General features: G+C 59.7%; 12 protein-coding genes. 5 read left to right on the top strand and 7 right to left on the bottom strand.

Features of this window, described 5'->3' with window-relative positions; translation table 11 throughout:
• The first annotated feature begins 768 nt into the window (after positions 1-768).
• A complete protein-coding gene (locus QZ326_RS06425) occupies positions 769-2,832 on the top strand; it encodes a serine hydrolase (RefSeq protein WP_295742809.1) in 2,064 nt (687 codons plus the stop codon).
• An 88-nt stretch (positions 2,833-2,920) separates the two neighbouring features.
• On the opposite strand, the gene QZ326_RS06430 is transcribed toward QZ326_RS06425, so the two are convergent.
• From QZ326_RS06430 to rpsT, 6 genes are all read right to left on the bottom strand, one after another.
• Positions 2,921-4,324 (bottom strand): MATE family efflux transporter, encoded by a 1,404-nt coding sequence (locus QZ326_RS06430; protein WP_295742812.1) that lies wholly within the window; start codon positions 4,322-4,324, stop codon positions 2,921-2,923.
• A gap of 667 nt (positions 4,325-4,991) precedes the next feature.
• Entirely contained in the window at positions 4,992-5,231 is a 240-nt protein-coding gene (locus tag QZ326_RS06435) for a GlsB/YeaQ/YmgE family stress response membrane protein (RefSeq protein ID WP_295742815.1), read from the bottom strand.
• Positions 5,232-5,288: 57 nt separating this feature from the next.
• The gene (locus tag QZ326_RS06440; protein ID WP_295742818.1) at positions 5,289-5,912 is read right to left on the bottom strand and encodes a TatD family nuclease-associated radical SAM protein; all 624 of its coding nucleotides are present in this window, start codon (positions 5,910-5,912) and stop codon (positions 5,289-5,291) included.
• A 17-nt stretch (positions 5,913-5,929) separates the two neighbouring features.
• Positions 5,930-6,790 (bottom strand): hypothetical protein, encoded by an 861-nt coding sequence (locus tag QZ326_RS06445; protein WP_295742821.1) that lies wholly within the window; start codon positions 6,788-6,790, stop codon positions 5,930-5,932.
• A 12-nt stretch (positions 6,791-6,802) separates the two neighbouring features.
• Positions 6,803-7,579 (bottom strand): TatD family hydrolase, encoded by a 777-nt coding sequence (locus QZ326_RS06450; protein WP_295742824.1) that lies wholly within the window; start codon positions 7,577-7,579, stop codon positions 6,803-6,805.
• A gap of 139 nt (positions 7,580-7,718) precedes the next feature.
• Positions 7,719-7,982 (bottom strand): 30S ribosomal protein S20, encoded by a 264-nt coding sequence (gene rpsT / locus QZ326_RS06455; protein WP_295742826.1) that lies wholly within the window; start codon positions 7,980-7,982, stop codon positions 7,719-7,721.
• Positions 7,983-8,174: 192 nt separating this feature from the next.
• Between rpsT and gpr the strand changes: the two genes are divergently transcribed.
• Complete coding sequence (gene gpr, locus QZ326_RS06460; protein ID WP_295742829.1) at positions 8,175-9,071, top strand: GPR endopeptidase; 897 nt, start codon at positions 8,175-8,177, stop codon at positions 9,069-9,071.
• Between the two features lie 135 nt (positions 9,072-9,206).
• Here gpr and QZ326_RS06465 read toward each other — a convergent pair whose 3' ends face one another.
• On the bottom strand, positions 9,207-9,962 hold the full coding sequence (locus QZ326_RS06465; protein WP_295742833.1) for an exodeoxyribonuclease III: 756 nt from the start codon (positions 9,960-9,962) through the stop codon (positions 9,207-9,209).
• Between the two features lie 687 nt (positions 9,963-10,649).
• Between QZ326_RS06465 and QZ326_RS06470 the strand changes: the two genes are divergently transcribed.
• The 3 genes from QZ326_RS06470 (at position 10,650) to QZ326_RS06480 (ending at position 14,546) form a co-directional block, all read left to right on the top strand.
• Positions 10,650-11,285 carry a hypothetical protein gene (locus tag QZ326_RS06470; RefSeq protein WP_295742836.1) on the top strand — a complete coding sequence of 212 codons (636 nt, stop codon included), beginning with the start codon at positions 10,650-10,652 and terminating at the stop codon, positions 11,283-11,285.
• A 311-nt stretch (positions 11,286-11,596) separates the two neighbouring features.
• Positions 11,597-13,717 carry a sodium-translocating pyrophosphatase gene (locus QZ326_RS06475; protein ID WP_295742838.1) on the top strand — a complete coding sequence of 707 codons (2,121 nt, stop codon included), beginning with the start codon at positions 11,597-11,599 and terminating at the stop codon, positions 13,715-13,717.
• Positions 13,718-14,333: 616 nt separating this feature from the next.
• On the top strand, positions 14,334-14,546 hold the full coding sequence (locus tag QZ326_RS06480) for a hypothetical protein (protein ID WP_295742841.1): 213 nt from the start codon (positions 14,334-14,336) through the stop codon (positions 14,544-14,546).
• Positions 14,547-14,776: the final 230 nt, after the last annotated feature.

A 14,776-nucleotide genomic window follows, 5' to 3' on the forward strand; every position in this document is an offset into this window, starting at 1 on the left:
CCCCGCCAATGGCCCGCCCATAGCGGCGGCTCAAGTCCGTGTTTACGCCGCTTTCTGGACGGAATACCAGTCTGTCCGCTTCGCATTGCGTTATCGTTTCACTCCAGGCTTTTCTCACTGCCACAACATCGAACACGCTCCCGCTCTGCCGTGTAAAAGGACTTCTTTTTGTAAATATCACCCAACCCGATCACGGCTTTCCGCACCGTTTCGTTACTGACAGACAGTCCCTGCTTTTCGGTGGTCCCGTCGTTTGTGATATCCGGCTAAACTATGATTAGATGGTCAATGGCCTGCAAATCTTCCTCATTATGATGAGCCATCAGGAGGAATTTTCCATGCGGGGCGTAGGCGGTCCGGGAGTCAACGGAGGAATCACCCCGCCCACCACGGGCAGAACACCCAGCACCAGGAAAGTTGTCTGCCCCCTGTTGCGGTCAAAGCGTCCGGGCTACGAAAAAGGTTAATATTTTGTGTAGGGCTTGTATGTTGCCAATGATGGAGATTTGAAAGCGCACTTTACAAAAAAGAACAGGGGGGGCCGGGCTGACCTCCTGTTCCTTTTGGTTTTTGGGGTTTGACTGTCCTTGTCCGGTCTGCTTCCATATCAGACATTTACTTACGGCGCCGCCCCTTTTTGTGCCCGCCGGAGAGAATTTTACGAAGCAGCTCTTGACATTCCCCCTGGTGGAGGGTATATTCTGAACTCACAAACCCAAAGACGTCCCGGGTTCTCCCATGCCTCCGGGACGGGAAAGGAACGAAAACATGAAACGGACATACCAAAAACTCAGCGCACTGCTGCTGGCTCTGGCGTTGTGCCTCAGCCTCTCCGCTCCCGCCCTGGCGGCGGAGGAAATCGGACTGAAAACCGCGGCCCAGCAGGCCGTGGCTGGTGCCCTCACCTACGGCGGAGCCAGCCAGATCAGCTGGGCAGTGTGGCAGGACGGAAAAATCATCGAGAGCGGCTCCCAGACCGCGCCCCCAAGCGATGGCCAGCCGGAGCGGACTGCCGGCGGCACGGTCTACGGCATCGGCTCCGTCAGCAAGATCTACACCACTGTGGCGGCGATGCAGCTGGCGGAGGCAGGCAAACTGGACCTGGACAAGCCGGTAACTGCCTATTTGCCGGAATTCAAGATGGCAGACGAGCGGTATAAGCAGATCACCGTGCGGATGCTCCTGAACCATTCCTCCGGCCTCATGGGCTCCTCTATGGGCAGCGGCCTGCTGTTTGACGACCCCAGCGAGGCGGCCACGGATCAGCTTCTGGAGCGTCTGGCCGTCCAGCGCCTGAAAGCCGGCCCCGGCGCGTACAGCGTCTACTGCAACGACGGCTTCACCCTGGCCCAGCTGGTGGTGGAGGCTGTGTCCGGGCAGGAGTTCATGGACTATGTCCGGGCCAATATCCTGACCCCCGCCGGGCTGAAAGAGACCTACGCCCCCGGCGACACCTTCAACAGCCGGGCCACCATTTACAGCGGGACGGACACCACCCCCCTGCCCATGGACTGTCTGGGCGTCCTGGGTACCGGCGGCCTCTACGCCACGGCGGAGGACCTGGCCGCCTTCGGCGGCGCCCTCACCGGCGGGACCCTTTTGAAAAACTCCTCCCTGGACGCCATGGCCGCGCCGGAGTACGCCCGGGGCCTGTGGCCCAAGGAGAACGCCCCGGATGCCCTGGCCTACGGCCTGGGCTGGGACAACGTGGAGTGGTTCCCCTTCCATGAAAACGGTATCCAGGCCCTGGTGAAGGGCGGCGACACCCAGTATTACCACGCGGGACTGGTGGTCCTTCCGGAGCACAACATGGCGGCGGCGGTGCTGACCTCCGGCGGCGTTTCCACCTATAACGAGATGGCCGCCTCCCAGATGCTGATCGCGGCCTTGGCGGCCAAGGGGGTAGAGGTGGACGAGACCCCCGTCGCCCTGCCGGAGGCCTCCCCCGCCAAAATGCCCCAGGAGCTGATGAAAAACGCCGGGTACTACGGCTCTTTAATGCAGTACAAGGTGGATGTGAGCGCTGGCGGCACATTGACCATGAGCTATCTGGGGATGGAGGTCCCCGCCCAGACCTTTACCTACCATGACGACGGTACCTTCCGGGACGAGACCGGCACGGCCTGCCTGAAATTCGTGAAGGAGTCCAACGGGGAAACTTATCTCTACCAGCGGGCCTTCACTGTGCTCCCCGGCTTGGGGGGACTGGGCACCTCCAATTACGCCGCCGTGAAACTGCCGGAGAACAAAATCTCCCCGGAGCTTCAGAAGAGCTGGAACGACTTTGTCAGCGGCATCAGCATCCTGCCCATGAACGAGCGGTACAGCTCCCAGATCTATCCGGCCCTGACTGCCGCGGCACAGGCAGAAAGTACCGCGGCGGAGGGCGTCCCCGGCTACATGGGCTCCCTGAAAATCGTTGACGAAACCCACGCCCGGTACGCCGTTCAGATTCCCGGCAACGTGGGCCGGGACGGCTATGACCTGGAGCTCCGCCGGGATGAGAAGGGCGCGCTGTGGCTGTTCCAGTCCAACGGGGCCGTGTACATGGATGAGGCTGCCGTACCCACCCTCTCCACCGGGAACGGCAATGTCCGCTGCACCATCCAGCCCGACGGCTACGCCCGCTGGTACAAGGTAGATGACAATGCCGCCGGGAAGACCATGGCGGTCCAGCTGCCGGAGAATGCCGGCTTCTGGGTCTACGACAAGGACTGGAACGTCACTGCCTCCTCTGTGGTGGGCGGTGATGAATCCGCCAAGCTGCCGGAGGGCGGCATGGTGGTCTTTGCCGGGGACCCCGGCGCGAGATTCCAGCTGTCCTTTACCTGAGCGCTTTCCTCAGACGCCAAGAGAGACAGTCCACCCCAGCACAAACCGGGAGACTGGAGCGGCAAAACCGCTCCAGTCTCCCGGTTCTTTATTCGAGAAACCCCGCAGGGGCGGCGCCGTCGTCCCGTGGGCCCGGCCGGGAACAGTACCGGTCCAGGACCCCGGGCGTAAAACGCAGGAACAGCGTGATGGAAATCAGGCTGGCGGTAATGTCGCAGAAGGGCTCGGCGGCAAAGGCCGCGGCGGCGGAGAACACCACGGGAAACAGCAGAATGCCCCCCAAAAAGAGGCTCTTGCGCATCAGGGAGCACCCCAGAGCCAGCCGCACCTGCCCCAGTGCGGTGGACATATCCACACACATCCACTGGACGGCCATGAACAGGGCCCCCGCTGTGTAGATCCGGATATACCGCACGCTGCGCTCCAGAATCTCCCTTTCGGTTGAGAAAAGCAGGACGAACCGCGGCGCGAGCACTTGGGTCACCGCCAGCATGAGAGCGGCGAAGCCGAAGCAGAGGAGAAACACGCCCCAGAGGGCCTGCCGCACCCGCCTCCGGTCACCGGCCCCCAGGTTGAAGCTCACCACCCCCTGGCAGCCCAAGGTAATGCCGCCCATAGGCATAGCCAGCAACAGCATATAGCTTTGCACGACAGCGGCGCAGGTGATGAGGACGTCGCCCTCGCCAGGGCCGCCGTACCGCTGGAGGGCTGTGTTAAGAATAATGAGAATTACGCTGTCCAGGGCGTAGGTGAGAAAGGGGGAGAGCCCCAGCAGCAAAATCCGCCTGCACAGGGCGGGCTGGAGCCGCCCCCAGCGCAGAGGCGCCGGCAGCCCCGGCAGGCGCAGAGAGACCAGGGCAAAGGCGCAGGCGGCGGCCTGGGAGATGACGGTGGCCCAGGCCGCGCCGGAGACGCCAAAGTCCAGCCAAAAGATGAACACCGGGTCCAGGACAATATTCAGCGCGGCCCCCAGCATCACCGTTCCCATGCCCAGGCCGGAGCGGCCCTGGGCAATCAAAAAACTGTTCAGTCCGCCGGAGAGCAGGGCGAAGGCGGTGCCGCCGATGTAGACGGTGATGTAGTCTAGGGCGTAGGGAAAGGTGTCCGCGCTGGCTCCGAACCACCAGAGAAACTGGCGGCGGAACAGGAAGAACACCGCGCTCAGTCCCACCGCCAGGCCCAGCAGCAGCCGGAAGCAGTTGGAGAGAATGGTCCCGGCAGCCTCCCGGTCCCCGGCCCCCAGCTTCATGGCCATCAGCGGTGTGCCGCCCAGGCCCACCAGCATGGAGAAGGAGGACAGCAGCGTGATGATGGGCCCGCAGACCCCAACACCTGCCAGCGCCAGACTGCCGGTGCCGGGGATGTGCCCGATGAACATCCGGTCCACGATGCTGTACAGGACGTTGACAAACTGGGCCAGCATGGTGGGTACAGCCAAGCGGAGCAGCAATCCCGGTATCGGGTCCCGCCCCAAATCGTTTTTTCTCCGCAAAAAAACCATCTCCCTCCGAAAAAAGCTGAAAACCTGTACGTACCGGCGAAAAATGCCGAATAAACAGGGTTTGGCGAATGTGAATACAAATTCTGATGCGTAACTTGCTATTATACCCGCTTGGCGAAAAATGTCAATCCCGGTCAGGTGGTCCCGAAGGCTCACCGCCGCTTCCGGTCATTTCGCAGGCAGTGAGGCCGGTGCTGAGGGCGTGCATGTGGCTGGAGCAGCGGGTATCCCTGCCCATTACACCCGGCCGCAGTACCAGCCTAGATAGTGCCGTCAATCAAGAAGGAGCCAAATTCGTTGTATTGCTATTTGGCTCCTTCTTGATTGACGACACTATCTAAGTTAATTCCACTATATATGGAGTGTATTAATGAAGAGAAGTACTCCTCTGGTCCGGAACATTGGCCAAAAGGTCAAATATTATCGAACAAAAAATGGGTTGGCCCAGAAAGACCTGGCCGCAAAATTACAGACTTGCGGCTGCGATATTACGGAGACCATGTTGGTTCATATTGAGACCGGATACCGCTACTTCCGTATTTGAGATCGACAAGCTGGTGGAGGTCCTGAAGGTGGATTACAACGCCTTCTTTGCTCAGGACGAAGAGGGCAAATAACAGGAGCCGGGACAATACGTCCTGGCTCCTGTTTGTGTCTTTCAGTGGAACAGCTTCCGGCCGGCCCAGATAAACAGGCACGCGCCCGCAACAGATACGATCAGATTGGCAAAAATACCGTAGGCATAAAAGCCTAGCGCTCCAAAGACCAGGGTGCCCACCATGGAGCCCACGACACCCACCACGATATTCCGCAGGAGGCTCCCCTCCATGTCCATCAGCTTTCCGGCAATCCAGCCCACCAGTGCGCCGGTAATCAGTGTACCCAGTAAATGAAACATCTCTCTTCTCCTTCTCCGCCTGGGGGCGGTTTTTCTGTTGTATTGTATGGGAGCTTCTCAGTCCTTGATATACTCCCGCACCCGGTAGACCGCGCCGATCTCCTCCTCGCAGATCTTCCGGCAGTTCTCAATCTCCTCCGGCGGGATGGTGTCCACCACGGTCATCATTACCGTTGGGACATATTGCCGCAGCTCTTTGGCAAACGCCTTCATGGCCTTGTAGGAGCCGGGAAACTGGGGGCGGCACAATGCTTCGTACTTCTCTGCCGTGTCGGTGTTCAGCGAGATGGAGACCATGTCAAACCGTCCGGCGAAGTCCGGGCAAGTGTCCCGCCCGTGGATGAGGTTCGCGGTGCCGTTGGTGTCCATGCGGGTAAAAATTTTTGTGCCACGCTCCTTCATCCGGTCAATGACCCAGCAGATGTCCTCCAGGCGGTAGCTGGGTTCGCCGAAGCCGCAGAATACCAGCTGTTTGTATTTGGAGAGGTCCCAGCCCTCGATGGAGGCCAGAATCTCCTCCTTTGTGGGCTCCCGTTCCAGCCACAGGTTGTCGTTGTAGATGCTGCCGTTTGAAGTCTGGTTGTGCCGCAGGCAGAAGGTGCAGGCGTAGTCGCAGCGGTTGGTGGTGTTGACGTACAGGTTGTCCCCGTACTCGTAGGTGATGGTAAAGCCCTTCTTCATAGTTGTCACTCCTCTAACTAATTTCCGTACAGGTGGAAACCCGACAAGGTGAATATGCCGTCCTGGTACGTCACACCGGCGGAGATGTCCGCGATATACCAGGTGGGCACCACATCCACCCCTCCCCAAAACCGGACGCGGCACTCCTCCGGAAAGACCTCAAACTGAATGGTGTCGCCGATGGACGGCGCCCGGTCCTCCTCCGGAAGCGCGGCGGAATCCACCTCCGCCAGCTCCCGGCCCAGAATTAAAAAGGCCCGGTCTTCCGCCCGCTCCAGCCGCAGCAGAGAGGAAACGCCCTCCCAGAGCGGATTCCCGCCCTCCGCATAGTAGAACGTGGAGTAGTCCGTCAGCGTCCCGTCCTCATTTTTCTCCACCACGTGGAGGTCCCAGACGGAGACCCCGGTGCCGCTGCCGGAGTAGCAGAGGACGACCAGCTCGTCCTCCCCGTCGCCGTCCAAGTCAAAGCAGTACATCTCCGGCGGATACGTGCGGGGTGTGGAAAAGCACCAGTCGAACTCCGCCGCGCTCTCCCCCCAGAGGATCAGGGCGGTCTCCGGGTGTTCCTCTGTCCGGGGCTGGGCGTAAAAGTACGCCCCTGGGATCTCCGCCAGCAGTTCGGCGGTGTTTTCGTGGACCCAGCGCATCATGTTTCCGTGATAATTCCGGTCCCCCACGGGGGTGGCCGGTTCCCGGCCCTCCTCCGGCTCCCGTCCCTCCGTCACAATGCCCGGGGCGGAGAGGGGCTCCAGCCGCCATGTCTCCGGCAGGGAGAGCGCCCCTTCCGCCGGAGGCTCTTCCGGCGGCGTCTCCGGCGCCCGCGCTCCGCACCCGCCCAAAACCAGCAGGACCAGCATCCCAAAAAGCAGTTTCCGCATCCGGCGGCCCTCTCAAACCCGGACCTTTGGAAACAGCCGCAGTCCGTTCTCAAATGTGATCTCCGACATCTCCTCTGGTGTCACGCCTTTCCACTCCGCCAGCTTTTCCACGATATACGGCAGGTTCCGGCTGTCGTTCCGCTTCCCCCGGTTGGGCACCGGGGAGAGATACGGCGCGTCTGTCTCAATCACAATCCGGTCCAACGGCGTGACCGCCGCCACCTCCGGCGCCCGCTTGGCGTTTTTGTAGGTGATGGGTCCGTCAAAGCCCAGATACCAGCCCCGCTTGAGGAGCTCCTCCGCCATCTCGGGGCTCCCGGAGAAGCAGTGGAACACACCGGTGACCTCCGGATACTCCTTCACAATGGCCAGGGAATCCCCGTGGGCCTCCCGGTCGTGGACGATCACCGGCAGCCCAACCTCCCGGGCCAGGGCCAGCTGGCGGCGGAAAATCTCCCGCTGGAATTCCTTGGGCGGATTCTCCGCCCAGTAGTAGTCCAGCCCGATCTCCCCCACGGCCACTGCCTTAGGGTGCCGGCACAGGGCCCGGATCTCCTCCAGCTCCCGCCCCCCCGCCCCGGCGCAGTCCTCCGGATGGATGCCCGCGGCGGCATAAATATAACCGTACGCCTCCGCCAGGGCAACAGAGGCCCGGGAGCTCTCCACGTCCACCCCGGCGGTCACCGCGGCGGCCACTCCCGCCGCCGGGAGCAGCTGCTCCAGCAGCTCGGTCCGGTCCCTGTTAAAGGCGTTGTCGGTATAATGGGCATGGGTGTCAAACAGCGTCATGGCGCGCCTCCTGTGTCAGCATTTGCTCTATTGTAGCACGGTTCCATGGGAAAGAAAAGAACCAAATCCCTTCCGGGAAATCAGCCCAAGGCATGAAAAAAGGACATCCGTCGGATGTCCTTTCCATCAACTCGCACGATCAGCCGATCTTGTTGAGCTTCAGGGTCATGGCGCTCTTTTTATGAGCGGCCGTGTTCTTGTGCAGAACGCCCTTGGCCACCGCCTGATCGACCTTCTTCACCGCAACCTTATACGCACCATCGGCCTCGGTGCGATTGCCTTCTGCGGCAGCAGCCTCGAACTTCTTGATGGCGGTCTTCAGCGCGGACTTTGTAGCCTTGTTGCGCGCGTTTCTGGCGGCTCCGATGAGAACACGCTTTTTGGCAGACTTAATATTCGGCAAACCAAACACCTCCTCCTTAGGCAAATTCAGCATGGGAACAGGACTTCCCACCGTGCAGGATAATATTTTAGCAGGGAAGGGAGAAAAAAGCAAGAGTTTTTTTACAATTTCCGGTGATTTTTTGTATATTGTATCCCCAACCGCAAAACCTAGGAGCAAGAGCACCAGATTTTGTGCAGGAGGCAGTACAGTATGTTGGTAAAACGGACCGACCTGGCCCTGGAGGCCCGGGAGTTATGGCAGGAGTCCGCCGAGCGGACCACCCGCCTCTCCGGCGTCAAGGCCACAAAGACCAAGCGGGAGGGTTACCCGGTGACCCGGGTGGATATTTTGGACCAGCGGGGGGAGAAGGCCCTGGGAAAGCCCCAGGGCAGTTATCTGACCATTGATCTGACCACCTTTTGGCAGCGCAAGGCGGACTTTTTCGAACGGGCCGTCCGGGCGGTGGGGTCTCAGCTCAAGGAGCTGCTGCCGGAGGAGGGTCCGGTCCTCATCATCGGCCTTGGCAACGAGGCTATGACGCCGGACGCCGTGGGCCCCCTGGCGGCGGACAACATTCTCATCACCCGCCACCTGATTGCCGCCATGCCGAAGCACTTCGCGGGCTTCCGGCCCGTGGCGGTGTTCCGCACCGGCGTACTTGGCACCACCGGCGTGGAGTCCGCCGAGGCGGTGCGGGGCCTGGTGGCGGAGGTCAAACCGGCCCTGGTTATTGCCATCGACGCCCTGGCCTCCCGCCGCTGCGAGCGGGTATGCACCACGGTGCAGCTCAGCGATACCGGCATCATCCCCGGCTCCGGGGTGGGGAATCACCGTGCGGCCCTGAACCGGGAGACGCTGGGAGTGCCGGTGCTGGCCGTGGGCATCCCCACGGTAGTGGACGCCGCCACCTTGGCGGCAGACCTCCTGGAGGAGTCCGGCGTGGAGAATATCGATTCTGAAACCCTGCGGGGCGGCAAGGGGGATCTGATGGTGACAACGCGGGATATTGACCAGCAGGTCCGGGACCTGAGCAAAGTTGTTGGGTATGGGATTAACTGGGCGCTCCAGGACCTGGAGATTGAGGAGATGAATGCGCTTCTGAGCTGAGGGGGGGGCCTGCGGGGGACAGGGGGTGCCGCCCCACGGGGCGGGACGGGGGGATTCCCGCCGCGGGCGGGGACGCGGGATTGTGCCGCTTTGCGGCACGGAATGCACCCCCCATTACATCGTAATTCTGTGAATCTAAAGATCAATCTCCAAAACCACCGGACAGTGGTCACTCCCCGTGACCTCACTCCAGATATCCGCGCTGCGGATCAGCCCCCGAAGCCTTTCGGAGACGATAAAGTAGTCAATCCGCCATCCGGCGTTGTTTTTTCGGGCATTGAAGCGGTAGCTCCACCAAGAGTACGCCCCGGTTTTCTCGGGATACAGCGCCCGGAAGGTGTCCACAAACCCGCTGCTCAGCAGACGGGTCATCTTCTCCCGCTCCTCGTCAGAAAAGCCGGGATTCCGCCGGTTGCTCTGGGGATTTTTCAGATCGATCTCCTGGTGAGCCACATTCAGATCCCCGCAGTAAATCACGGGTTTCCTCCCGTCCAGATCCAGCAGATACTCACGAATGTCGTCCTCCCAGGCCATGCGGTAATCCAGCCGGGCCAGCTGGTCTTTGGAATTTGGCGTGTAGCAGCACACCAGATAGAACTCCGGGTATTCCGCCGTGATGACCCGCCCCTCATGGCGGTGCTCGTCAATGCCAAAGTCATAAGTCACCTCCAGCGGCTGGCGCCGGGTGAATACTGCCGTGCCGGAATAGCCGGCCTTGTCGGCGCTGTTCCAGAAGCGGACGTAGCCCGGCAGATCGAACTCCGCCTGTTCTGGGCGCATCTTCGTCTCCTGTAAGCAGATCACATCCGCACCCGCGAAGGCACAGAAATCCAGAAAACCTTTTCCCAGGCAGGAACGCAGGCCGTTGACGTTCCAGGATACCAATTTCATAGCCGTCTTCCTCCTCATATCCATGATGCCTTATTCTACCTGATCCGGCGGCAGAACACAACGCCGGCCGACGAGAAAATGGGGAAAATAATTCCTTTTACCGTTCGTGCCGATAGCCGCCCAGCAAACTGAAATTTGCATCACCGGCTTCTATACTATTTCTTTTTGCTGACGTCAAGCAATGTTTTAACACTGAGTACCATGAATACAATGCCCAATGCAATCGCAATAAGGACCGGCATCTTTACATCCTTACGGCAATTATAATTTCTACTGTACCCGCTGGCATCAAGATGATAGATAGCGTTCTTTTCATATCGGCTTCCTCCGTAGCTTCCGGTTTCAAGCTGTGATTAGGTCTTGTTTGAAAGAGAGCAAAACGCCAGGGCAGCGGACCTTTTTCCGCCGCTCTGCGTTGATTTTCCTTGCCATACACAAAGTATGACTGCGTCAAATCACCTTGACCGGAAAAAGATCTCGTGCCGTTGGGTCTTTCGCTATTTATCAAACAGGGTTTAGTGAAATTGCTGATAATCGGACCCAACAACACAAAAAGTAAAAGGGAGAAAAAAGAGAAAAAACGGAAAATTCCCGTAGCATTTTTGGGAGAAATATGATACGCTGAGAGGGAGAGAAAAGGCCCTCCGGCCGGCGCGGGCCGCCTGGGGGGAAGAGGGGGGGAGCGAGATGAAAAAGCGGGTCTGCCTATGGCTGTTGCTGCTGTTTTTGCTGTCTGGCTGCGGGAGTGCCGCTGCGCCCCCTCCGGCGGCGGGGAGAGACGCCGTTCCCGCCCAGTCCCCGGAGACCGGTATGGGGCTGTCCGCCACACAGCTGGAGTCGGAGTCCCGCCCGCTGATGGAGGAGGAGATCCTCGCCGCCTATTACCGGGCGGAGGAGGCCTACGGCTGGTTTGACCTGGCTCCGCTGCCGGACAGCGGTGAAACGGTCCGCCTAAACGGCGTGTCTTACCGCAGGGTGGATTACCCCGGTATGGAGAGTGCGGATGATCTGCGGGCCTATCTGCGGGGCCTGTTCTCCGCCGGGCTGACAGATGATCTGCTGTCCCTGGGAGGTGACCAGCCCTACTATCAGGATGTGGATGGGGCGCTGTATGTCTCCTTCTCCGGAAGGGCGCGGGACGGCAGCAAGGGCGCGGCCCAAGTGGAGGTAGTCCAGGTGGACGGCCAGAACTACACCCTGGAGGTCTCCGTGGAGCTGCTGGACGCCAGCCAGGGCGCTGTGACCGGACTGGAGTGCTGGTCCTTTCCCTACGCCTATGTGGACGGCCGCTGGGTCTTCACGGATTTCCAGATGGTCAGCTGAGGCGCCGCTGCGCAAATTTAAACGCAAACTTTTCTGGGATTCACGCAAAAAATTGCATTCGCCCGGGAAGCTGAAAAGGCTTCCCGGTTTTTTGTCAATCAATTAACGAATTTTGCGCTACGAAATCGAAAAATTTGCGCAAAAATTTACGTAAATTAAGGCAATATGCAATGAATCAGATTGCTGAATTTATGCAAAAGGTAAAAGTTACAACGTTTGCGTAGATTATAGCGTAAGATTTACTTGAAAAAACGTTCACGTATGCTACAATTAAGAAGGCACCCAATAAACAACGCAAAAGGAGTGGAAGTATGGAAAATTTGTTTTGGATCGGATTCGTCGGAGCCGCCGTTGCCGGCCTCTTCGCGGTTATGCAGGCCAAGAAGGTGATGGCCTACTCCGAGGGTACCGAGCGGATGCAGAAGATCGCAGCCAACATCCGCGCCGGCGCGAACGCTTACCTGAAGCAGCAGTACACAACGGTATTCAAAGTCTTTGTGGTGGTGTTCATCATCCTGCTGGCCTTGGCCTTTGCCACCGGCGGGCAGATGCTCTCCAAATTCACCCCCTTCGCCTTCGTCACCGGCGGCATCTTTTCCATGCTGGCCGGCTTCATCGGCATGAAGATCGCAACCAACTCCAACGCCCGCACCGCCCAGGCCGCCTCTGAGAGCCTGAACAAGGGCCTGCGGGTGGCCTTCTCCTCCGGCTCTGTCATGGGCTTTACCGTGGTGGGCCTGGGTATGCTGGATATCACCATGTGGTTCTTCCTTCTGCGGTATGCCTTTGGCATCAACAGTCCCACGACGCTGGGCAACATCATGGTTATGAACGGCATGGGCGCCTCCTTCATGGCACTGTTCGCCCGTGTGGGCGGGGGCATCTACACCAAGGCCGCCGACGTGGGCGCCGACCTGGTGGGAAAGGTGGAGGCCGGCATCCCGGAGGACGACCCCCGGAACCCCGCCACCATCGCAGACAACGTGGGTGACAACGTGGGCGACGTGGCCGGCATGGGCGCGGATCTGTACGAGTCCTATGTGGGCTCCATCCTCGCCACCTTTGCCCTGGGCGCTGTGGGCGGCTACGGCTGGAATGGCATGCTGCTGCCTGTGGCTCTGGCGGTTTGCGGCATCATCTGCTCCATTTTCGGCTCCTACCTGGTGAAGACCAAGGAGGACGCCACTCAGGAGTCCCTGCTCAAGAGTCTGCGCACCGGCACCTATACCGCCGCGGTTCTGGCGGCCGTGCTGGCGGCCCCCCTGACCTACTGGATCCTGGGCAGTTGGGGCGTGTACATCGCCATCCTCTGCGGCCTTATCGGCGGCTGCGCCATTGGCTACTTCACCGAGTATTATACTTCTGACACCTATAAGCCCACTCAGGAGCTGGCGGCGGCCTCTGAGACCGGCTCCGCCACCATCATCATCGGCGGCATCTCCCTGGGCCTGAAATCCACCATGACCTCCATCCTCATCGTGGCTGCGGCGGTACTGATCAGCTACTTTGCCGCCGGCGGCTCCGTGCGGATCATGAGCGCGTCCGGCGTATTCAGCGAGTCCTTTAACCGCGGCCTGTACGGCATCGGCATCGCCGGCGTGGGCATGCTGTCCACCCTGGGCATCACCCTGGCCACCGACGCCTACGGCCCCGTGGCCGACAACGCCGGCGGCATCGCCGAAATGAGCGGCCTGCCGGAGACCGTCCGCCAGCGCACCGACGCCCTGGACTCTCTGGGCAACACCACCGCCGCCACCGGCAAGGGCTTTGCCATCGGCTCCGCCTCTCTTACCGCCCTGGCCCTGCTGGTCAGCTATGTCAACATCGTCCAGGAGCGCACGGCGGAAAACCTGAACTTCACTCTCACCAGCCCCACGGTGCTGGTTGGCACCTTCGTGGGCGCCATGCTGACCTTTGTGTTCACAGCCTCCACCATGAGCGCGGTGCAGAAGGCGGCCCAGTCCATCGTGGTGGAAGTCCGCCGCCAGTTCAAGGAGATTCCCGGCATTATGGAGTACAAGGCCGACCCGGACTACGCCTCCTGTGTGGGCCTGTGCACCAAGGGTGCGCTGCGTGAGATGGTCTCTCCCGCGGTGCTGGCCATCGTGGTGCCCATTGCCACCGGCCTGATCCTGGGGCCCACCGGCGTGGTGGGGCTGCTGGGCGGCGTGTCTGTCACGGGTTTTGCCATGGCGGTGTTCATGTCCAACGCCGGCGGCGCGTGGGACAACGCGAAGAAGTACATCGAGACCGGCCACCACGGCGGCAAGGGCTCCGAGCAGCACAAGGCGGCTGTTGTGGGCGATACCGTGGGCGATCCCTTCAAGGATACCTCCGGTCCGTCTCTGAACATTTTGATCAAGCTGTGCTCCACGGTGTCCATTGTGTTCTCCGGACTGATTCTGGCGTTTAATCTGATGAATATGCTGTAATTTCCGATTACCGGTTCCCCCCGTCGGCAGGCGGGGGGAACTTTTTGCTGAAGGTCGGGGGAAATTCAGCCATGATGATGGCCAATGTCATTAAGATAAGACCAATTTCCAAATAATGGGGCATCAAAATGTTCTTAGATTTCAGCTAAGCACTTAGAATCCAAAACATTTTTGCACCCCATTATTGGGTAAATTTCCTTAACTCAATGACATTGTGATGATGGCTGGTGTATTGCACACTTTATGCCGTTGGAAGAAATTCCGCTTACGCTACGTTCCTTCCTCCCCTCCCCATGCGGCAGGCTGCGCGGGGCCCCGCCTTTCCGGCTGCACCGAAAAGGGAAAACCTTGGCTCTCTCGCCGCTTCGCGCCTGGCCTGTACCGTCCGGGAAAGCGCCTGCTTCTGCCGGAATGTCCAGCAGCCTTCTGCCGGCCATTCCCCCAGTATCCTCCGGCACTCCCGGTAAAGTGCTTGGCATACATAGTTACTATCTGAATGTTTACCATAAACAGGGGAATCTTCAATATGATGGGAGAAAAAGAGGTGCAGATTATGGGAGAATTGCTGTTAAAAAAACGGGAAAACTTTGCCAAGATTTTATGGAGCGGTATCAGGATGATGAGGGTCTGTATGCGGGTGATCGACTTGACTGACGCCAATCCCCAGGCTTTGACCTGCCGGGAGCATCTGCGGTTTTCGATTGGCGGCTGCCTTGGAATGGAACCTGTGGCCCTGCGGAATGTTATCCGCGCCATGCAGGTGCGGGCCTTTTGGCTTGCCCGCATCTCTGTTTTATCATTTTTCACAGGAAACCGCCCTAAAATTTAAGAGGGTAAAAACCCTTCGGAATCAGCCAGTCCGCCTTGACAAGGTAATCGTTTACCGCTATAATACAAGCGGAAATTTCCCCGGAACCCTCCGGCGGACGCCGGAACTCCGCAAAAACATATCAGGAAAGGAACGTGCGAACATGATCTACTCTACCGAAGTGCAAAACATGTGTCCCGTCGCCAAGGGCGCGTACCACGGTCCCGCCCCCATCCCCGAGGAGGGCAAGT

It is taken from the genome of uncultured Oscillibacter sp., assembly GCF_910587525.1.
Classification (GTDB): Bacteria; Bacillota; Clostridia; order Oscillospirales; family Oscillospiraceae; genus Oscillibacter.